The organism is Azospirillum fermentarium (assembly GCF_025961205.1).
Taxonomy (GTDB): Bacteria; Pseudomonadota; Alphaproteobacteria; order Azospirillales; family Azospirillaceae; genus Azospirillum; species Azospirillum fermentarium.
Window position 1 is genome coordinate 94,050 of sequence record NZ_JAOQNH010000001.1, and the last position, 20,525, is coordinate 114,574.

Genomic DNA, 20,525 nt, shown 5'->3' on the forward strand with positions numbered 1-20,525 from the left:
TTTGCGTGGGTTACTCGGTGTAATATCCGCTGCCCACCAGATACTGGCCTTCGCGCATCACGTAGGAATGCTTGTGCTCCACCTTGTTGCTGGAGCGGTTGAGCCAGACGTATTCCACCACCCCGCTGGGGTTCTTGGCGGTGGCGGCCTGCATTTCCTTGACGATGGACTTGCCCTCGGCGTCGGTCAGGTTGGCGGCGTCGGTGCCGGTCAGCTTGGGATTGCCGCCCGACGCGACATAGTGGCCGGCGTCGTCGAAGACGAAGACGTACAGATCACCGCGCACGAACCCGCCCTTGGGATCGTTGAACGCCTGCGCCGCCTTGTCCGGGCCGTTGGCCTTGAGATAGGCGACGGCATCGGTGACCAGGGTCTTGGCCTGTTCCGGCGTCGAACGGTCGGCCAGCGCCGGCTGGGCCAGGGACGCCGCGGTCAGAAAGGCGGCGGCCAGCAGCGATGTGTGACGAACCATGATGAATCATCCTTGGTGGTTGGCATCGAACAATCCATCGGGTGAGATCATGTTTTCTGCGGGCTGGACCGTTTTCCGGCACCGTGCCCATTGCCCTTCTCATAGGGGGCGGGGACATTATACCCAGGCGGCATGGGAAAACCATCCGCGGCATCAGGGATGCGACCATTCGGCAAGAGTACGAAGAATCTTGCCCGACGGCGGTTCCCTGTTCTTAATTTCCGTCCCTTCCCCCGGTAACGGAACCGCACCCGCATGACCCTGGACCAGATTTTCGTTCTGCTGCTGCTGGTGGCGGTGTTCATCGCCTTTATCCGCGAAAAGATGCCGCCCGATCTGGTGGCGCTGGTCACCACCGCGGTCCTGCTGGGAACGGGAATTCTGTCCACCAACGAGACGCTGGAGGTGTTTTCCAACGCCGGGGTCATCACCGTGGGTGCGATGTTCGTGCTGTCGGCGGCCCTGGAGCGCACCGGCTGCATCGAGGCGGTGGGCGACGCCGCCACCCGCATGGTCGGGCGCACGCCCCTGCTGGCGCTGGGCGGGCTGATCGTGCTGGCGGCGTCGGTGTCGGCCTTCATCAACAACACGCCGGTGGTGGTGATCCTGACCCCGGTGGCCATCCGCCTGTGCCGCCATCTGAAGATGGCGCCGTCGAAGATGCTGATACCTTTGTCCTATGCGGCGATCTTCGGCGGCACCTGCTCGCTGATCGGCACCTCCACCAACCTGCTGGTGGACGGGGTGGCGCAGAAGCTGGGCCAGCCGGCGTTCGGGCTGTTCGAAATCGCGCCCTTCGGCATGGTCATGGCGCTGATCGGCACCGCCTATCTGCTGCTGACCGCCCCGCGCCTGCTGCCCGACCGTGAAAGCGCCACCAGCGTGCTGGACGGCGCCCCCTCCCGCCGGTACCTGACCGAAGTGATCGTGCTGCCCGGCTCCCCCCTGATCGGCAAGACGCTGGAGGAGGCGAAGCTGCGCACCGCGTCCGGCGGACGGGTGGTGGACGTGGTGCGGGCCGACGAATCGCTGCGCCGCCGCATCATGGAGGTGCGGCTGGAGGCCGGCGACCGGGTGGTGCTGAAGGTGGACATGGACGGGCTGATGGCGCTGCGCGCGCGCACCGGCATCGAATTCGACCCCACCAGCGTGACCGGCGCCGTTTCCACCCGCTCGACCACGGTGGTGGAGGGGATCGTCGGGCCGCGCTCGGCCTTCGTCAATCACCGGCTGGGGGAATTCAACCTGCGGCGGCGCTACGGCGTCTACATCATCGCCGTCCACCGCCAGGGTGAAAACCTGCGCACCGCCTTCGACGAGGTGCGCATGGCGGTGGGCGACACGGTGCTGATCGAGGGGCCGGAGGACGGCATCCGCCGGCTGGTGGAATCGGGCGACCTGATGAACCTGACCCGCCCGGAACACCGCCCCATCCGCCGGGACAAGGCGTGGATCGCGGTGGCGACGGTGGTGGCGGTGGTGGGGCTGTCGGCGGGGGACGTGCTGCCCATCGCCGGGCTGGCGCTGATCGGGGCGGTGGTGGTGGTGGTTCTGGGCTGCCTGCCCCACGCCGACCTGTACAAGTCGATCGAGTGGCGCATCCTGTTCATGATCTTCGGCATGCTGCCGCTGGGCATGGCGCTGGAGAACACCGGCACCGTCGCCCTGATCGCCCAGTCGATCACCGGCGCCGCCGGCCATTTCGGCCCGTGGGTGATGCTGTCGCTGGTCTATCTGCTGGCGCTGATCCTGACGGAGGTGGCATCGAACAACGCGGTGGGGGTGCTGCTGACCCCCATCGCCATCGGCATCGCCACCCAGATGGGCGCCGATCCCCGCCCCTTCATCGTGGCGGTGATGTTCGCGGCCTCGGCCGGCTTCGCCACCCCCATCGGCTATCAGACGCACCTGTTCGTCTATGGCGCCGGGGGGTACAAGTATATGGACTTCGTGCGCATCGGCCTGCCGCTCGACATCCTGTTCTGGATCGCGGCAAGCCTGCTCATCCCGGTGTTCTGGCCGTTTTAGCCCCGATAGGGGTGCTTTTCCATCCAATGCCGGGCGATGTCGATGCGCCGCGTCACCCACACCCGCTCGTGCCCGGCCACATAGTCCAGGAAGCGGGCCAAGGCCGCGGCGCGGCCCGGACGGCCCACCAGACGGCAGTGCAGGCCCACCGACAGCATCTTCGGCGCCTCCTCCCCCTCGGCATAGAGGGTGTCGAAGCTGTCCTTGAGATAGGCGAAGAACTGGTCGCCGCTGTTGAACCCCTGCGACGTGGCGAAACGCATGTCGTTGGCGTCCAGCGTGTAGGGCACGATCAGCTGCGGACGGCCATACGTCGTGTCCCAATAGGGCAGATCGTCGGCGTAGGAGTCGGCGTCGTAAAGGAATCCCCCCTCCTCCGCCACCAGACGGCGGGTGTTGGGGCTGCAGCGGCCCAGATACCAGCCCAGCGGGCGTTCGCCGGTGACGCGGGTGTGGACGGCGATGGCGCGTTCCATATGCGCGCGCTCCACCTCCACCGGCAAATGCTGGTAGTCGATCCAGCGCCAGCCATGGGTGGCGATCTCCCACCCCGCGTTCTTCATGGCCGCCACCACGTCGGGGGTGCGTTCCAGCGCCATGGCGACGGCGTAGACGGTCACCGGCATGTTGCGCCGGGTGAAGATCCGGTGCAGCCGCCAGAACCCGGCGCGGGAGCCGTATTCGTAGATCGACTCCATGTTCATGTGCCGGGCGCCGGGAATCGGCTGGGCGCCGACGATTTCCGACAGGAAGGCTTCCGACGCCGGATCGCCGTGGAGGACGCAGTTCTCTCCGCCCTCCTCGTAATTGATGACGAACTGCACCGCGATGCGCGCCCCGCCGGGCCAGGCGGCGTGCGGCGGGGTGGCGCCATAGCCCACCATGTCGCGGGGATAGGGAGCCTCGGTCATCGGACGAATCCTCGAAACGATGTCAGGGAAACGGATCAGGGGGATGCGGTCTCGTCGCCCGGCTCCGGCTCGGGCACCTGATGGCGCAGGATCAGCGGCGTTTGCAGGGCCGAGAACAGCAGGGTCAGCGGCATGATGCCGAACACCTTGAAGTTCACCCAGGCATCGGTGTCCATGGTGCGCCACACCGCCTCGTTCAGCACGGCCAGCACCACGAAGAACACCGCCCAGCGCAGCCCCAGGATGCGCCAGCCGGCATCGGTCAGCGACAGGACGGCCCCCAGGATGCGCTTCAGCAGGTTGCGGCGCAGGGCGTGGGCGATGAACAGGGCGGTGGCGAAGAACAGGTTGACCAGCGTCGGCTTGAGCTTGATGAACAGGTCGTCGTTCAGCCACAGCGTCAGCCCGCCGAACAGCAGGACGAAGCCGGCCCCCACCACCGGCATCAGCGGCACCCGCCGTTCCATCCACCAGGACACGGCCAGGGATGCCGCGGTGGCGGCCATGAACACGGCGGTGCCGGTCATGATCCCGGCCCGCGCGTTGGCGAAGAAGAAGGCCGCCAGCGGCCCGGCTTCGATCAGCATTCGGATGAGCGGTGTCATGCCGACTCACATACTCCCTCTTGCGGCCGGCGGAAAGGCCGCAGAGGGCGCGGTCACTCCATTTCCTCGGCGTAATGGCAGGCCGCGCGGCGCCCGTCCACCTCCCGCAGCGCCGGCACGTCGGTGGCGCAATTGGGGCGGGCGTAGGGACAGCGCTTGTGGAAGGCGCAGCCGGGCGGCGGGTTCAGCGGCGAGGGCAGCTCGCCCTTGGGCACCACCCGCTCCAGCCGCAACCCCGGATCGACCCGCGGCGTCGCCGCCATCAGGATGCGGGTGTAGGGATGGCGGGGGCGGCTGAACACCACGTCCTTGGGCCCATGCTCCACCGGGCGGCCCAGGTACATCACCATCACCGAATCGGCGATGTGCCGCACCACCGACAGGTCGTGGGAGATGAACAGGTAGGCGAGGTTCAGTTCCTCCTGAAGGTCCATCATCAGGTTCAGCACCTGCGCCTGGATCGACACGTCCAGCGCCGACACCGGCTCGTCCGCCACCACCACGCGGGGGTTCAGCATCAGGGCGCGCGCGATGGCGATGCGCTGGCGCTGCCCGCCGGAGAACATGTGCGGGTAGCGGTCGATCTGGTCGGGGCGCAGCCCCACCTTGGCCATCATCGCCAGCGCGCGCTCCCGCCGCTCGGCCTTGGGCGTGCCGGTGTTGATGACGACGGGTTCCTCCAGGATCGACCCGATGGTCTTGCGCGGGTTCAGCGAGCCATAGGGGTTCTGGAACACCATCTGCACCGTGCGGCGCAGTTCCTTCATCTCGTCCTTGGTGCGCCCCAGCACGTCGCGGCAGTCATAGAGCAACTGCCCCTCGGTCGGCGGCTCGATCATGGTGACGGAACGGGCCAGGGTGGACTTGCCGCAGCCGGACTCGCCCACCACCGCCAGCGTCCGCCCGGCTTCCAGGCGGAACGACACGCCGTCCAGCGCCTTCACCGTCGCCGGGGGCTGGAACAGGCCGCGGCGGGCGGTGTAGTGCTTGCGCAGGTGGATGGCTTCCAGCACCACCGGACGGTCGCCGGGGGCCGGCGTGGAAGCCGGGGTATCGATCAGGGCCGCGGTCATCACGCCGCCTCCTTTCCAGCGGTGCCGAGAGGGAAGTAGCAGCGCACCCGCCCGTCCCCGTCGGGGGTCAGCGGCGGACGGCCGGCGCGGCAGGTGTCCTGCGCGAACCGGCAGCGCGGCGCGAACAGACAGCCCGCCGGGCGGTCGGCGATGCCCGGCACCACGCCGGGGATGGTCGGCAGCCGCCGCTTGCCCACGGCCCGCTCGGGCAGCGCATCCAGCAGCGCCCCGGTGTAGGGGTGGCGGGGGTTCTCGAACAACGCCCGCGCGCTGCGGGTTTCCGCCACCTGGCCCGCGTACATCACCATGACCCGGTGCGCGGTTTCCGCCACCACCCCCATGTCGTGGGTGATGAGGATCAGCGCCATGCCGCGGTCCTTTTGCAGCGACACCAGCAGGTCGAGGATCTGTTTCTGAATGGTGACGTCCAGCGCCGTGGTGGGTTCGTCGGCGATCAGCAGGCGCGGGTTGCAGGCAATGGCGATGGCGATCATCACCCGCTGGTTCATACCGCCCGAAAGCTGGTGGGGGAAGGCCGACAGCCGGCTTTCCGGGGCGGGGATGCCCACCTGCTCCAAGAGTTCGATGGCCCGGCGTTTCAGCGCCTTGCCCGACAGCCCCTCGTGCACCTTCAGGGTTTCCATGATCTGGAAACCGACGGTGAAGCAGGGGTTCAGGCTGGTCATGGGTTCCTGGAACACCATGGCCACGTCCTTGCCGGTCAATGTCCGGCGCTGGCGGGCGGGCATGGACAGCAGGTCGTGACCGGCGAACATCATCCGGTCCGCCTCCACCCGTCCGGCATCCCCCAGCAGGCCCATCAGCGCCAGCGAGGTCACCGATTTGCCGGAGCCGGATTCGCCGACGATGCCGACCACCTCCCCCTCGTCCAGCGTCAGGTCGATGCCGTCCACGGCGCGGAAGGTGCCGGCGCGGGTGGTGAAGGCGACGGACAGATTCGTGATGTCGAGCAGCGCCATGGGATCACCGCTTCAGCTTGGGATCGAGGGCGTCGCGCAGACCGTCGCCCAACAGGTTGAAAGCCAGCACCGTCACCAGGATCGCCACCCCCGGCCACGTCACCACCCACGGCGCCCGCTGCAGGTATTGCAGCGACGACGCCAGCATGGTGCCCCATTCCGGGGTCGGCGGCTGGGCGCCCAGCCCCAGGAAGCCCAGCGCCGCGGCGTCGAGAATGGCGGTGGAAAAGCCCAGCGTCGCCTGCACGATCAGCGGGGCCAGACAGTTGGGCAGCACCACGATCACCATCAGCCGCAGTGGCCCCGCCCCGGCCACGCGGGATGCGGTGACGTAATCCTTGGACATCTCGGCCATCACCGACGCACGGGTCAGGCGGGCGTAATGGGGGATGACCACCACCGAGACCGACAGCATGGCGTTGATCAGCCCCGGCCCCAGAATGGCCGCCACCACCACCGCCAGCAGCAGGCTGGGCAGCGCCAGCAGGATGTCCATGAAACGCATGATGATGGTGTCGGTCATGCCGCCGGCGAACCCGGCCACCATGCCCAGCCCCAGCCCCACGGCCAGCGACAGGGTGACGACGATCAGCCCGATCAGCAGCGACAGCCGCGCGCCGTACAGGATGCGCGACAGCACGTCGCGCCCGATGTCGTCGGTGCCGAGGATGTAGGTCCATGACCCACCATCCGCCCACACCGGCGGCACCAGAATGGCATCCCGGTACTGGGCGATGGGGGAATGGGGGGCGATGACGTCGGCGCCGATGGCCAGCACGGCGATGACCGCAATCACCACCAGCCCGGCGACGGCGCCGGTGTTCTGACGGAAATGATACCAGAATTCCGCCACCGGGTGGGGCGGACGGACGGCGGGAACCGTCCCGGCACCGGAGGAAGGATTGGTCTGGGCTTCGATGGTCATGGGTCGGTTCCTTCTCCGCCGCCGCTCAGCCGCGCCCGTGGCGGATGCGGGGGTTCAGCACGCCGTACAGCAGATCCACCAGCAGGTTGACCGCCATCACCGTGGTCGCCACCAGCAGCACCCCGCCCTGAAGCGCCGGGTAGTCGCGGCGGTTGATGGATTCCACCAGCCATTTGCCGATGCCGGGCCAGGAAAAGATGGTTTCGGTCAGGATGGCCCCGCCCAGCATGGTGCCCACCTGCAGCCCGATCACCGTCACCACGGGGATCAGCGCGTTGCGCAGCGCGTGCAGCCCGATCACCCGGCGGGTGCTCAGGCCCTTGGCGCGGGCGGTGCGGATGTAATCCTCGCTCAACACCTCCAGCATGGCCGAGCGGGTCATGCGCGCCACCACCGCCAGCGGAATGGTGCCCAGCACCACCGCCGGCAGAATGAGATGCCGGATGGCCGAGCGGAAGGCGTCCATATCCCCCGCCATCCAGGTGTCGATCAGCATGAAGCCGGTCACCGGCTCCACGTAATACAGCAGGTCCAGCCGCCCCGACACCGGCGTCCAGCCCAGGAACACCGAGAAGAACAGGATCAGCAGCAGCCCCCACCAGAAGATCGGCATGGAATAGCCGGTCAGGCTGGCCGCCATGATGCCGTGGTCGAACGGCGACCCGCGCCGCACCGCCGCGACGATCCCCGCCGGCAGCCCGATCAGCACCGCAAACGCCATGGCGAACAGCGCCAGTTCCAGCGTCGCCGGAAACAGGGCCAGGAATTCGCTGAAGACCGGGTTGTGGGTGACCAGCGATTCGCCGAAGTTGCCCGACAGAACCCCGCCCACGTAATCGGCGAACTGCTGCCACAGGGGCCGGTCCAGCCCCAGCTCGTGGCGCAGCATGGCCAGACGGTCGGGCGCGATGCCGCGCTCGCCCACGCGCACCTCGATGGGATCACCCGGCACCAGCCGGATGAGGATGAAACTGAGAAAGGTCACGCCCAAAAAGGTCGGCACGACCAGCCCCAGCCGCGTCAGTACGAAGCGCAGCATCGGCAACCCCGGTTTTTGCAAATGCGAAAACGACGACAAATAAAGCTAAGACGCCGGCGGGGTGCATCCACCCCCGTTGCCGTACTTCCGGCATTCCCCAAACGGCAATGGCGAGGGGGATGCCCGCCCTCGCCATCGCCTGTCAAGCATAAATCCGCATGAGACCGAATATTACTGCTTCAGGTCCACACCATTGAAACGATGAATAGCGAACGGGTCCATCTTGTAATCAACGACACTCTTCGCAAGCGCCATATGCTGGACGGAGTGCGCGATGGTGTACCACGGCACCTCTTCCTTGAAGATGACCTGCGCCTGTTCGTACAGCTTGGTGCGCTTGGCCTGATCGGTGGTCTGCTTGGCCTGCACGATCAGGTCGTCGAACTCCTTGTTGCACCACTTGGCAAGATTGTTGCCGCCCATGCGCGCGGCTTCGCAGCCCAGCAGCGTGCCCAGGAAATTGTCGGGGTCGCCGTTGTCGCCGGTCCAGCCCATCATGCCCATCAGGTGTTCGCCCGCCTGCATGCGCTTGCGGTATTCACCCCATTCGTACTGCACGATCTTCGCCTTGATGCCGGCCTTGGCCAGATCGGCCTGCATCATCTCGGCCATGCGCTTGGCGTTGGGGTTGTAGGGGCGCTGCACCGGCATGGCCCACAGGTCGGTGTCGAACCCGTTGGGATAGCCGGCGTCGGCCAGCAGCTTCTTGGCCTTTTCGAGATCGACGGGGTAATCCTCGATCTCCTTGTTGTACGACCACATGGTGGGCGGGATGGGGTTGGTGGCGGGCACGCCCGACCCCTGGTACACCGCGTCCACGATCGCCTTCTTGTCCAGCAGCATGCTGACGGCCTTGCGCACGCGCACGTCGTCGAACGGCTTCTTGGTGACGTTGAAGGCGAGGTAGCCGACGTTCAGCCCCTCCTGCTCCATCACGTTGATGCTCTCGTCCTTCTTCATCGCCGCCAGATCGGCGGGATTGGGATAGGGCACCACATGGCATTCGCCGGCCTTCAGCTTGGCGTAGCGGACGGCGGCGTCGGGGGTGATGGCGAACACCAGATTGTCGAGCGGCGTGCGCCCGCCCCAATAGGCGTCGAACGCCTTGTAGCGGATCACCGCGTCCTTCTGGTACGCCACGAACTGGAACGGGCCGGTGCCGACCGGAACCTGGTCCAGCTTTTCCGGGGTCTTCTTGGCCAGCAGCGCCTCGGCGTATTCGGCGGAGAAGATCTTGGCGAACGGCATCGCCATGTTGGCGATGAACGGCGCCTCCACCCGGTTCAGCGTGAAGCGGACGGTCAGGTCATCGACCTTTTCCACCGCCTTCAGCAGGGTGTCCATGCCCATGTCGGCGAAGTAGTCGTACGCCCCGCCCGACACCTTGTGGTACGGGTGATCCTTCTTCCACTGCCGCTCGATGGAGAACAGCACGTCGTCGGCGGTCAGGTCGCGGGTCGGCTTGAAATCGCCCACCGCGTGCCACTTCACGCCCTTGCGAAGCTTGAAGGTATAGACGGTGCCGTCGTCGGAAACCGTCCAGGATTCGGCCAGGGCCGGAATGACCTTGGTGCCGCCGCGTTCGAAATCCACCAGCCCGTCCAGGACCGGCAGAGCCACGTCGAAGCTGGTGCCGGTGGTGTTCAGCGCCGGGTTGAAGTTTTCCGGGCTTCCTTCGGAGCAATAGACCAGCGTCTTGGCCGCCTGGGCCGGAGCCGCGAGCGCGAGGGCGGCGGCCATACCCAGACCGGCACCCAGCAGGATGCGCTTCATTCTCTCTACCTCCCGGTATTTTTCCCTGTTCAGGGCCGTTGCAGCGGCAAAAACAGATGAGCCGGCCCTGTCCCTGTGTCTCATTTGGCGCGTGCCCCCGACGGGTGTCAACATGGGATCGTTTCCATCCCGCCCCCGGTTGACGCTTAGGGCACACAAAGCGGCGCCGGCCACCACCCAGATGGGCGGGGCCGGCGCTTCGGATCTCCGAGAGGTTGAAGCAAGCGCTTGAAAGCGCCGCGCTTTTTCCTTAACGCGCCGCGGTGGGCGTGCCGGTGCCGAACAGGCTCTGCGCCATGGCCAGATGCTCGCGCAGGGCGGGCAGCGTCTTTTCGGCGAACGGCTTGAACGGGGCCATGTCGGGCGCGCTGGACGCCGCCACCATTTCGAACAGGGCGATGGTTTCCTGGTGCGCCTTGATCTGCCCGGCCAGATAGCTGTGATCGAATCGGCTGAGCGGCATGGTGCGCAGGGACTGGAGCTGGTTCTGGTGGCTGGCGTCCGGCATCAGCGCCGTGCCGATGCCCTGGGCCTGGGCCAGAGCCACCAGTTCGCGGTTCACGGCCGTGTGATCCTGCTGCATCCGCTGGCCGAAGGCGCGCACGGCGTCGTTCTGGGCGCGGCTCTCGGCCACCCGGCCGGCCTCGACCTCGAACAGCCCGCCGCCGCCGGCATCGCGCACGAACTCGGCGGCGGTCGATGCCGTGACGGGGCTGGACAGCATGCCGGGGCGCGGAATATCGCCCGCGCTGTTGGGCAGGCCCAGCGCCGGGGCACCCGGCGGCGGTTCCACCGGCGGGATGATGACCGTGGTGCCGGGGGCCGGCATCATCGTATGGCCGGGGGCCGGCATCGGGGTCGAATGGCCCGGCATGGTCTGGGCCGGGGCCGTCTGAGCCAGCGCCGCCGCCGGGATCAGAAGCGCCGCCATGCTCACCGCAAGAAGAGGGGAACGCATCGTCGAAATCCTCCTTCAGATCGGGTATGGGTCCGTTTCGATGCTCCCCACAACACCGGCCCCTATCCGAAGTTCCCACACCCCCACCGATGAACCAAAGCTCCACACCGCCGTTACACCAGGCAGGACGGCAAGCATCAACGGAGACAGGAATGGGCATTCTTCTGACCATCATCATCGGATTTCTCGCGGGCATCGTCGCCAAGATGTTGATGCCGGGGCGCGATCCGGGCGGGTTCATCGTCACCACCCTGTTGGGCATTGCCGGCGCCTTCGTCGCCACCTTCCTGGGCGAGGCGGTCGGATGGTACCGGGCCGGCGAAGGGGCGGGTTTTATCGGCGCCATCGTCGGCGCCATCATCATCCTGGCGCTCTACCGCATGATCGCCGGGCGGCGGTCGGTCTGACGGCCGCAGAAGACAGAGTGGCGGTCCGTCAGCGCGCGGTTTCCCGAAGCTGGCGCGACCGCCATTCCCACGGCTTTTCCACCTGCCCGGCCCACATGCCGAGCTTCTTGCTCTGGGCGTAGGCTTCGCTCTGCTGGTAGACGGGCGTCAGGCTGCGGAAGGCGAAAGCCCAGCCGCGCGCCACCATCGCCGCCCCCAGATCGATGCCGCGGACCCGGCACTCCCCCTTCATCTGGCGGTTCCGGTCACGCTCGGCGATGGTGCATTCCACGTCGGCATCGCCGATCATCGATTTCAGCACCCCCTTGGCGATGGCGAAGCAGTCGTAACGGCTGCCGTACCTGTTCTTGCACATCTGGCCGGGATCGGGGGCGTCGATGCCCATGATCCGCACCTCTTCCCCGCCGACGGACAGCAGATCCCCCTCCAGCGCCGTGGCCCGCCCGAACAGCCGTTCGTTGGGATGTTCGGAATGGCTGGGCGTCCGCCCGCCGCCGGGCCGCTGCTGCGCCAGCGCCGGAGCGGTGGCCAACAGGACGGCCAGCAGAGCGGTTCCCGCCCGTCTCATCTCAAAACAGGCTCGGCTGCCGCGGGGCCGGCGGCGGAGCCGGGGCGGCGGGCTCCAGCAGCGCGGGGTCGTCGTTGGCCACCATCCCCACCCGCTGGGACACCGGGCTCATCGCCAGCGCATCGTCGGGGGCCGGGCGCAGCAGGTCCGTCACCACCGGCGGCGGAGCCGCCGGATCCAGCCACAGGGACCAGTCGCCGGGGGCCAGCACCACCGGCATCCGCCCGTGCAGCGCCGACAGGGTGCGGTTGGCGGCGGTGGTCAAGACGGTGAAGGTCTCCAGGATCCCTTCCGGCCCATGCCACCGCTCCCACAGCCCGGCGAGCGCGAAGGGCGTGTGATCGGGGCGTCGGATGACGAAGGGCTGCTTGCGCCGCCCCTCCCCCGCCGCCTGCCATTCATAGAACCCGTCCACCGGCACCAGACAGCGGCGCTGGGCGAGCGCGCTGCGGAACGACGGCTTGCCGGCGGCGGTCTCGCTGCGGGCGTTGATGAGCTTGGCGGCACCGCTCGCATCCTTGGCCCACGACGGCACCAGCCCCCAGCGCAGCAGGGCGACCTCCCGTCCCCGCCCGGTCTCGCGGATGACGGCGGCGTCCTGGGTGGGAGCCAGATTGTAGCGGGGACGCAGGTTGGGAGCGCCGGTGAAGCCGAAGATCTGCCGCAGCACCTCCAGCGGCGTCATCTGGATCATCCGTCCGCACATGGTCCCGTTCCTTCCTTGCCCGTTCCGGCCTATGTAGGCGCTTGCCCCCGCGGGGCAAGACCGGCCCGGGCAGGGCGACGATACAACCCATAACAGACGCTGGCCATAACAGACGCTGGCCATAACAGACGCTGGCCATAACAGACGCTGGCCATGACAGACGCTGGCGTGCCCGTTGACGTCACGGCCAAGCTTGCAGGCCCCCGGGCCCTTCCCTGAATGATTGCGATGGATCCGTGTGCACGCCATAAGTGATTAAGCTCGAAGGTCTCGCTGGATTTGCACGCCGATGCCATCTTTCCAAAACCGTGCCGCACCCTTTCCCGCATGGGCGCCATTCGCTCTGGCTGTCCTGCACACGTCCATCGTGGCCGCCGCGGTATTGATGATGTCCGCCCGCGGAGCGGGAGTCTCCTCGCTGTTTCTGCTGAGCGACGGGTTCGGCCCCCTGGCGAGAAGCCTGGTGGAAGGACGCGGGTTCATCGATTGCACCGGCACCTTCGTTGACGCCACACTGGCCGATCCCTGCCTGCGCGCTCACCGCCTGCCGCTGGCCGCCTGGGCCGCCGCCGGCTTGGCCATCCTTTTCGCAGACGACCCGCTCGCCGCCGGTCTGGCGAAGGCGGTGGTGTTCGTGCTCCCCTTGACCGCGGCCCATCTCCTCGCCGTGCGCAGCGCCTGGCGGTACGGGTCCGCCGCCGTGACAACGGCAGTGCTGGTGATCCCCCTGGCCGCACTGATGATTCCCGCCGTCCTGATCAACACGGTCAACATGCAGGTCGAAGAGGGGTATGCCTATTCCCTGATTGCCTTTGCCTTTGCCTTTCTTCTTTTCTTTGAGCGGCAGGGCCGGTGCCATACGCTCCTGACCGGCGGATTCGGCCTCTCGCTGGCGGGACTCTATTTGACCAAGAGTTCCTTCCTTCCCTTTTTGGCCTTTCTGCTTCTTTTCCACACCCGGCTGGAACCGTCGGTGCGGCTGCGCGCGCTGGTCGTCGTCCTGACACTGGCGGGGGTGCTCGGATGGATGGTCCACTCCCATGACGCGACCGGGCGATGGAGCCTGGGCACGTCCATAGACGGCCTGAATTTCCTCAAGGGAAACAACGCCGGGCTCATCGACCACTACCCCCCGCTGACCGGGACGCTCGACAGGTACGACGCCGCGCTGCTGTCCGGCAAGGTCTATGCCGACGAATGGAGCCTGAACGACGACGGGCTGCAGCGCGCAATCGCCTTCATGACCGCCGAACCGAGGCTGTGGGCCATCCTCGCGTGGCGCAAATTCTCGGTCCTGTTCCTGTCGGTGGACAAGGCCGGAAGCGCACCGTATCCCGGCTTTCTGGGGGTTTTGGAACGCGGCGGGCTGGTGGCCGCCCGGCTGCTGGAGGCCGCCTGCCTGGTGGCGCTCGCCCTCGCCGTCCAGCGCCGCCGCCCGCTGGCGGGGCGGGCCATGCTGCTGTTCCTGGGAAGCATGGCGACCCTCGGGGTGCCTTACATCGTCGGCTTCGCGTTCACGCGGCACGCCAGCATGATGTTTCTGCCCTGCGCCCTTGCGCTGTGCCATGCGCTGGTGTCGCTGTCACCGGGGCGTGCCGACGGGACACCATCCTGAGCCCGCGTCCCCGAGCCCCGCGTCACGGAACCCCGGCCGCCCGGTCTGAGGAAGAGCAGGCGGGCCCCCTGGGGGACCGTACGCAAAGATCGCACAACCGCGCGCTGCCGCCTCATACTAAAAACCAGAAACACGCCCGCTCCTGTTCGGCTATACGTACGGATCATGCCACTTTGCCGCGGATGAACTGACCAGGATCAAGGCACGACACCCTCGTTCCGGGGCATCTGTCGTCCTATATGGACGGGCGGAAACGCCAACCCGGCTTCCGGCACCACTTTCGATGACGACGGCTCCCATGCACCGCTATGCCAACCCCGCCCGTTTCCTGCGCATCGCCAGCGCCGTCCTGCCGTGGGCCGCGGTGGCGGCGGTGCTGCTGACGGGGGCCGGGCTGTACCTCAGCCTGTTCGCCTCCCCCCCCGACTACCAGCAGGGGGACACCGTGCGGATCATGTACATCCATGTGCCCGCCGCGTGGATGAGCATGTTCGTCTACACCAGCATGGCCGTGGCCGCCGGGGTGGGGCTGGTGTGGAAGCACCCGCTGGCCGACCTGTACGCCAAGGCCGCGGCCCCGGTCGGCGCCGGCTTCACCGCCGTGTGCCTCATCACCGGATCGCTGTGGGGTGCCCCCATGTGGGGCACGTGGTGGGTGTGGGACGCGCGGCTGACCAGCGTGCTGATCCTGTTCTTCCTCTATCTGGGGTACATGGCGCTGGTGAACGCCTTCGACGAGCCGGAACGGGGGGTGCGGGCCGGCAACGTGCTGTTGCTGGTGGGCATCGTCAACGTGCCGATCATCAAGTTCTCGGTGGATTGGTGGAACACGCTGCACCAGCCGGCCAGCGTCGTGCGCATGGGCGGCCCCACCATCGACGGCACCATGCTGGTGCCGCTGCTGACCATGGCGCTGGCGTTCAAGGCCTATTACATCGCCACCGTGCTGGTGCGCATCAAGGCGGAGATCGTGCAGCGCAAGATCCAGACCCTGCGCCTGACCCAGGTTGAAGCCGGCGGTGTTGAGGCCGGAACCGGCGGGGTGGAAGCCGGGGCGTGACGGTTTCGTACATGACAACGCTGTCATGTACGCGGTGGTGCCTTGAACGGGGCGCAGGGTTGCGGTTGATTTGACCGCGCATACGGGATGAACGAGGCGGACAGGCCATGACGGATATGGCGCAATTCCTGGCGATGGGCGGTTATGCGGCGTTCGTCTGGCCGGCCTACGGCGTGGCGGCGGTGGTGCTGGTGGCGCTGCTGATCGCCTCCATCCGCGGGCTGAGGGAGCGCGAGGCGACGCTGAAGGCGCTGGAAGCCATCCGCCCGGCCCGTCGCCGCAAGCACAAGGTGAGCGAAGGATGACCCGGAAGAAACGGCGTCTCTACATGCTGGTCCTGGCCCTGCTGGGGCTGGGCACGGCCACCGCCCTGACGCTGACGGCGTTTCAGGACAATCTCGTCTTCTTCTTCAGCCCCAGCGACCTGCAGACCAAGGGCGCGCAGGTCAAGGACCGCAGCTTCCGCCTGGGCGGGCTGGTGGAGGACGGCAGCGTCAGGAAGCAGCCCGACGGCGTGACGGTGGAATTCCGCGTCACCGACACCATCAACACGGTGGCCGTCAGCTACCGCGGCCAGTTGCCCGACCTGTTCCGCGAGGGTCAGGGCGTGGTGGCCGAGGGCAAGCTGCGCCCCGACGGCGTGTTCGCCGCCCGCGAGGTGCTGGCCAAGCACGATGAAAAATACATGCCGCCGGAAGTCACCGACGCCCTGAAGCGCGCCGGCCAGTACAAGCCCGCCGAAGCCAACGCCGCCGGCAAATAACCCCTCTCTTCTTTCTTCGCGCGAGGAGCAAGCGCCCCGTGATCCCCGAACTCGGTCATTACGCGCTGGTGCTGGCGCTGTTCACCGCCCTGGTGCAATCGGGCCTGCCCCTGGCGGGGGCGGCCACCCGCAACGCCGCGTGGATGGCGGTGGCCCGGCCCGCCGCCTATGCCCAGCTGGCGCTGATCCTGCTGGCCTATGGCGCGCTGACCTGGGCGCACGTGGTGTCGGATTTCAGCGTCGCCAACGTGGTGGAGAACAGCCATTCGCTGAAGCCCATGCTCTACAAGGTGTCGGGCGTGTGGGGCAACCACGAGGGGTCGATGCTGCTGTGGGTGGTGATGCTGGCCGGCTTCGGCGCCGCCGTCGCCCTGTTCGGCCGCAACCTGCCCCCGACGCTGAAGGCCCGCGTGCTGTCGGTGCAGGCCATGGTGGCGGTGGGCTTCCTGCTGTTCATCCTCATCACCTCCAACCCGTTCCTGCGGGTGGTGCCGGCCCCCATCGACGGGCGCGACCTGAACCCGCTGCTGCAGGATCCCGGCCTCGCCTTCCACCCGCCGTTCCTTTATGCCGGGTATGTGGGCTTCTCCATGGCCTTCTCCTTCGCGGTCGCCGCCCTGATCGAGGGGCGCGTCGATCCGGCGTGGGCGCGGTGGGTGCGCCCGTGGACGCTGGCCGCATGGTCCATGCTGACCATCGGCATCGCCATGGGGGCGTGGTGGGCCTATTACGAACTGGGCTGGGGCGGCTGGTGGTACTGGGATCCGGTGGAAAACGCTTCGCTCATGCCGTGGCTGGCGGGGACGGCGCTGCTGCATTCCGCCATCGTGGTGGAAAAGCGCGACGCGCTGAAGACCTGGACCATCCTGCTGGCGATCATCACCTTCTCCCTGTCGCTGATGGGCACCTTCCTGGTGCGCTCGGGCATCCTGACCTCGGTCCACGCCTTCGCGGTCGATCCCAAGCGCGGGGTGTTCATCCTGATCCTGCTGCTGGTGGCGACCGGCGGGTCGCTGCTGCTCTACGGGCTGCGGGCGCCGACGCTGAAGGCCGGCGGGCTGTTCGCCCCGGTCAGCCGCGAAGGGGCGCTGGTGCTGAACAACCTGCTGCTGTCCACCGCCACCGCCACCGTGTTCATCGGCACGCTCTATCCCCTGTTCATGGACATCCTGAACCTGGGCAAGGTGTCGGTGGGGGCGCCGTTCTTCAACGCCACCTTCCTGCCGCTGATGATCCCCATGGTGGCGGTGATGGTGGTGGGGCCGCTGCTGGCGTGGAAGCGCGGCGACGTGGGCTATGCGCTCGGGAAACTGACCGTGGCCGGGCTCATCACCGTGGCGGCGGTGCTGTGGGGGGTGGCGTCCTATGGCGGGCCGGTGCTGGCGCTGATCGGCATCGGGGCGGCGGCCTGGGCCTTCTTCGGTGCGCTGGCGGAATTCGCCGAGCGCATCCGCCTGTTCCGCGGGCCGCTGTCGGACAGCCTGCACCGGGCGCGCCACCTGCCGCGCAGCGCCTGGGGCATGACCATCACCCACGCAGCACTCGGCATCGCCATCGCCGGGATGGTCGGCACCTCGGCGTGGAACAGCGAGGTCATCCGCGCCATGAAGCCGGGCGACACCGCCGAGATCGCCGGCTTCACCCTGACCTTCGATACGATCGAGCAGGTGCAGGGGCCGAACTGGAAGGCGGATCAGGGACGCTTCACCGTCCGCCGGGGCAATGAGCTGGTGACGGTGCTGGAGCCGCAGCGCCGCAGCTATTCCACCCGCATGATGTCCACGACCGAAGCCGCGATCCGCACCACCCTGTTCTCCGACCTGTACGTGGCGCTGGGGGATGTGGACGCGAAGACAGGCCTATGGACCGTGCGGCTCTACCACCATCCGCTGGTGCCGTGGATCTGGGCCGGGGGCGTTCTGATGGCGCTGGGCGGGCTGTTGTCGCTGACCGACCGCCGGTTCCGCGTCGGTGCCCCCGCCCGCCGGGCCAAGGCCGCACCGGCCCACGCCCACCCCGCCGAATAAGGGCCAGACGTTCCCATGACGCGCATCCTGTTCATCCTGCCGCTGCTGCTGTTCGCCGGTGTGGGCATCGCCTTCTACCAGGGCTTCAGCCGCGATCCGCAGGCCATCCCGTCGGTGCTGATCGACAAGCCGGTGCCCACCTTCGCCCTGCCGCCGCTGCCGGGGCAGAGCGGGGGGCTGTCCTCCGACGGCCTGAAGGGCGACGTTCAGTTGGTCAACGTCTTCGCCTCGTGGTGCGTGCCGTGCAAGCTGGAGCACCCGATCATCACCCGCCTGTCGCGGGAACAGGGGCTGACGGTCCGCGGCATCAACTACAAGGACAAGCCCGAGGACGCGCTGACCTGGCTGGCGCGCAACGGCAACCCCTATGCCACCATCGGCGCCGACACCGACGGGCGGGTGTCCATCGACTGGGGCGTCTATGGCGTGCCGGAAAGCTTCCTGATCGACCGGCAGGGCCGCATCCGCTTCAAGCACGCCGGCCCGCTGACGCCCGAGATCGTGGAACAGCAGATTCTGCCCCTGGTGAAGGAGCTGCGGAAGGGATGAAACGCCATCTGTTGACCGCGGCCCTGCTGCTGGGCCTGTCCGCCCCCCTCGCCTATGCCCCCATCGTCCACGCCGTCGAACCGTCGGAGGTGCTGCCGGACCCGGCCATGGAGGCGCGGGCGCGGGAGATCTCCAAGGATCTGCGCTGTCTGGTCTGCCAGAACCAGTCGATCGACGATTCCAACGCCGACCTGGCCCGCGACCTGCGCCGGCTGGTGCGCGAACGGCTGGTGGCCGGCGACGGCAACGATCAGGTGAAAAGCTATCTGGTGGACCGCTACGGCGATTACGTGCTGCTGCGCCCGCCGTTCAAGGCCACCACGCTGCTGCTGTGGGCCGGGCCGTTCGCGCTGCTGGCCGCCGGGGCCGTGGGCGTGGCGGTGTACCTGCGCCGCCGCCAGGGACCGGGCGGGGCCGACACCGCCCCGCTGACCGAGGATGAGCGCCGCCGGCTCGACGCGCTGCTGAAGGACCAAGGGTGATGCTGTTCTGGATCGTCGCCGCGGCCATGACCGCGGCCGTGGTGATGCTGATCGTGTGGCCGCTGGCCCGCCCGGCGGGGGCCGCCGGCTCCCGCGCCGCCTATGATCTGGAGGTCTACCGCGACCAGTTGAAGGAGCTGGAGCGGGAACGGGACAGCGGCCTCATCTCCGCCGCCCAGGCCGACGCCGCGCGGGCCGAGGTGGGCCGGCGCATGCTGGCCCTGGAAAGTGCGGTGGCGAAACAGGCGGACGCGCCCGCCGTCACGGGCCGCACCCGCATCGTGGCGGTGCTGCTGGCGCTGGTGATCCCGGCGGGCGCGCTGGCGGTCTATATGCCGCTGGGCCGCCCCGACCAGCCGGCGCAGCCGCTGGCGTCGCGCACCCTGCCCCGCAACGACGGCGTTCCGGCCGAGGTGCTGGCGGCGGTGGACAAGCTGAAGCAGACCCTGGCCGAACAGCCCGACAACATCGACGGCTGGATTCTGCTGGGCCGCACCTACACCCGCATGAACCGCTATGACGACGCGGCAGAGGCGTTCCGTCAGGCCCGCCGCATCGACCCCAAGGATCCCGACGTGGCGGCGGCCTTCGGCGACGTGGCGGTCAACAGCAACAACGGCATCGTGTCGGAAGAAGCGCGCGGCGCGTTCGAAGCGGCGCTGGCCGCCCGCCCCGACGACCCGCGGGCGCAGTTCTATCTGGCGCTCGCCCGGTTCCAGGCCGGCGACGTCCGGGGTGCGCTGGACCAGTGGCGCGGCCAGATGGCCCACACCCCCGCCGACGCCCCCTGGCTGCCCATGCTGAAGGCGCAGATCACCCGTGCCGCCGAAAGCCTGAACCTGAACGTGGCCGAGGTGATGCCCCAGCCCCTGCCCCCGCGGCAGGCGGCGGCCCCCGCCGCCACCCCCGACGCCAAGCCCGCCGGTCAGGCCGACGACCTCCAGCGCAACGAGATGGTGCGCTCCATGGTGGCGTCCCTGGCGGAAAAGCAAAAGGCCAACCCCGGCGACGTGGACGGCTGGCTGCGGCTGGCCCGGTCCTACAGCGTGCTGAAGGAACCCGCCAAGGCGCTGGACGCCGCGCGTCAGGCGGCGGCCCACGGCCCCGCCCGCGCCGACGCCCAGCTCACGCTGGCCCAGACGCTGATCGACGCCGCCAACCTGCCCGGCGACAAGCCGTCGCCCCTGCCGGCAGAGGCGGTGACGGCGCTGAAGGCGGCGCTGGCGGCGGAACCGGCCAACCCCGACGCCCTGTGGCTGCTGGGCCTGGACGCCGCCGGGGCGGGCCGCAAGGACGAAGCGGTCGGGCTGTGGAACAAGCTGCTGACCCAGCTCGACCCCCAGGGCCAGGATCACGCCTTCGTCGCCGCCCGTATCAAGGCGCTGCAGGCGGGCGGCTGAGCCGGAACCGTCCGGCGGCAATTCAAGAAAAGCTTGTGCCGAATGCGTTGCATTCTGCACAGCCACAACCAGAACGGCGGCGGTCATCGGGCATAGCCCCCCGGTTACCGCCGTATTCGTTGGTCATCGGTGCTTTTCCGTCCTGGCACAGCGGTTGCTGAACCCCAGGGGCCGAAGGGTCGGC

Annotated in this window: 21 protein-coding genes; 10 read left to right on the forward strand and 11 right to left on the reverse strand. The window is 68.0% G+C overall.

Translation table 11 applies throughout. The annotated features are described in order from the left end of the window. Positions 1-10: 10 nt before the first annotated feature. Entirely contained in the window at positions 11-472 is a 462-nt protein-coding gene (locus M2352_RS00470) for a cache domain-containing protein (protein ID WP_264662553.1), read from the reverse strand. A gap of 255 nt (positions 473-727) precedes the next feature. Here M2352_RS00470 and M2352_RS00475 point away from each other — a divergent pair, with 255 nt between their 5' ends. Further along, complete coding sequence (locus M2352_RS00475; RefSeq protein WP_264662554.1) at positions 728-2,500, forward strand: SLC13 family permease; 1,773 nt, start codon at positions 728-730, stop codon at positions 2,498-2,500. Here the strand turns inward: M2352_RS00475 and puuE are convergent. The 8 genes from puuE to M2352_RS00515 form a co-directional block, all read right to left on the reverse strand. Beyond that, positions 2,497-3,411 (reverse strand): allantoinase PuuE, encoded by a 915-nt coding sequence (gene puuE / locus M2352_RS00480; protein WP_264662555.1) that lies wholly within the window; start codon positions 3,409-3,411, stop codon positions 2,497-2,499. The genes M2352_RS00475 and puuE overlap by 4 nt on opposite strands. A gap of 35 nt (positions 3,412-3,446) precedes the next feature. Further along, complete coding sequence (locus M2352_RS00485) at positions 3,447-4,016, reverse strand: septation protein A (RefSeq protein WP_264662556.1); 570 nt, start codon at positions 4,014-4,016, stop codon at positions 3,447-3,449. A gap of 53 nt (positions 4,017-4,069) precedes the next feature. After that, on the reverse strand, positions 4,070-5,089 hold the full coding sequence (locus M2352_RS00490) for a peptide ABC transporter ATP-binding protein (RefSeq protein WP_264662557.1): 1,020 nt from the start codon (positions 5,087-5,089) through the stop codon (positions 4,070-4,072). Next, the gene (locus M2352_RS00495; protein WP_264662558.1) at positions 5,089-6,069 is read right to left on the reverse strand and encodes an ABC transporter ATP-binding protein; all 981 of its coding nucleotides are present in this window, start codon (positions 6,067-6,069) and stop codon (positions 5,089-5,091) included. Before M2352_RS00495 ends, M2352_RS00490 begins: the two co-directional genes overlap by 1 nt. Positions 6,070-6,073: 4 nt before the next feature. Next, on the reverse strand, positions 6,074-6,994 hold the full coding sequence (locus M2352_RS00500) for an ABC transporter permease subunit (protein ID WP_264662559.1): 921 nt from the start codon (positions 6,992-6,994) through the stop codon (positions 6,074-6,076). Positions 6,995-7,019: 25 nt separating this feature from the next. Next, positions 7,020-8,033 carry an ABC transporter permease subunit gene (locus M2352_RS00505; protein WP_264662560.1) on the reverse strand — a complete coding sequence of 338 codons (1,014 nt, stop codon included), beginning with the start codon at positions 8,031-8,033 and terminating at the stop codon, positions 7,020-7,022. Between the two features lie 171 nt (positions 8,034-8,204). Beyond that, entirely contained in the window at positions 8,205-9,806 is a 1,602-nt protein-coding gene (locus M2352_RS00510; protein ID WP_264662561.1) for an ABC transporter substrate-binding protein, read from the reverse strand. Between the two features lie 250 nt (positions 9,807-10,056). Further along, on the reverse strand, positions 10,057-10,764 hold the full coding sequence (locus tag M2352_RS00515; protein WP_264662562.1) for a DUF4142 domain-containing protein: 708 nt from the start codon (positions 10,762-10,764) through the stop codon (positions 10,057-10,059). Between the two features lie 152 nt (positions 10,765-10,916). Between M2352_RS00515 and M2352_RS00520 the strand changes: the two genes are divergently transcribed. Continuing rightward, a complete protein-coding gene (locus M2352_RS00520; protein ID WP_264662563.1) occupies positions 10,917-11,171 on the forward strand; it encodes a GlsB/YeaQ/YmgE family stress response membrane protein in 255 nt (84 codons plus the stop codon). A 28-nt stretch (positions 11,172-11,199) separates the two neighbouring features. On the opposite strand, the gene M2352_RS00525 is transcribed toward M2352_RS00520, so the two are convergent. Both M2352_RS00525 and M2352_RS00530 read right to left on the reverse strand, forming a co-directional pair. Continuing rightward, complete coding sequence (locus M2352_RS00525; protein WP_264662564.1) at positions 11,200-11,739, reverse strand: thermonuclease family protein; 540 nt, start codon at positions 11,737-11,739, stop codon at positions 11,200-11,202. A 1-nt stretch (position 11,740) separates the two neighbouring features. Continuing rightward, on the reverse strand, positions 11,741-12,445 hold the full coding sequence (locus M2352_RS00530) for an SOS response-associated peptidase (protein WP_264662565.1): 705 nt from the start codon (positions 12,443-12,445) through the stop codon (positions 11,741-11,743). Between the two features lie 385 nt (positions 12,446-12,830). Here M2352_RS00530 and M2352_RS00535 point away from each other — a divergent pair, with 385 nt between their 5' ends. From M2352_RS00535 to ccmI, 8 genes are all read left to right on the forward strand, one after another. Beyond that, positions 12,831-14,060, forward strand: a complete 1,230-nt coding sequence (locus M2352_RS00535; RefSeq protein WP_264662566.1) for a hypothetical protein — start codon at positions 12,831-12,833, stop codon at positions 14,058-14,060. Between the two features lie 298 nt (positions 14,061-14,358). Beyond that, positions 14,359-15,120 carry a heme ABC transporter permease gene (locus M2352_RS00540; RefSeq protein ID WP_264665280.1) on the forward strand — a complete coding sequence of 254 codons (762 nt, stop codon included), beginning with the start codon at positions 14,359-14,361 and terminating at the stop codon, positions 15,118-15,120. Positions 15,121-15,227: 107 nt separating this feature from the next. Next, positions 15,228-15,425 carry a heme exporter protein CcmD gene (gene ccmD / locus M2352_RS00545; protein WP_264662567.1) on the forward strand — a complete coding sequence of 66 codons (198 nt, stop codon included), beginning with the start codon at positions 15,228-15,230 and terminating at the stop codon, positions 15,423-15,425. Next, positions 15,422-15,883 (forward strand): cytochrome c maturation protein CcmE, encoded by a 462-nt coding sequence (gene ccmE / locus M2352_RS00550; protein ID WP_264662568.1) that lies wholly within the window; start codon positions 15,422-15,424, stop codon positions 15,881-15,883. The genes ccmD and ccmE overlap by 4 nt, the downstream gene beginning before the upstream one ends. Before the next feature lie 38 nt (positions 15,884-15,921). Continuing rightward, positions 15,922-17,910 (forward strand): heme lyase CcmF/NrfE family subunit, encoded by a 1,989-nt coding sequence (locus M2352_RS00555; protein WP_264662569.1) that lies wholly within the window; start codon positions 15,922-15,924, stop codon positions 17,908-17,910. A 15-nt stretch (positions 17,911-17,925) separates the two neighbouring features. After that, entirely contained in the window at positions 17,926-18,459 is a 534-nt protein-coding gene (locus M2352_RS00560; RefSeq protein WP_264662570.1) for a DsbE family thiol:disulfide interchange protein, read from the forward strand. Next, positions 18,456-18,941: a cytochrome c-type biogenesis protein gene (locus M2352_RS00565; protein WP_264662571.1), complete on the forward strand. Its 486-nt coding sequence runs from the start codon at positions 18,456-18,458 to the stop codon at positions 18,939-18,941. Before M2352_RS00560 ends, M2352_RS00565 begins: the two co-directional genes overlap by 4 nt. Beyond that, entirely contained in the window at positions 18,941-20,341 is a 1,401-nt protein-coding gene (gene ccmI / locus M2352_RS00570; RefSeq protein ID WP_264662572.1) for a c-type cytochrome biogenesis protein CcmI, read from the forward strand. Before M2352_RS00565 ends, ccmI begins: the two co-directional genes overlap by 1 nt. Positions 20,342-20,525 lie beyond the last annotated feature (184 nt).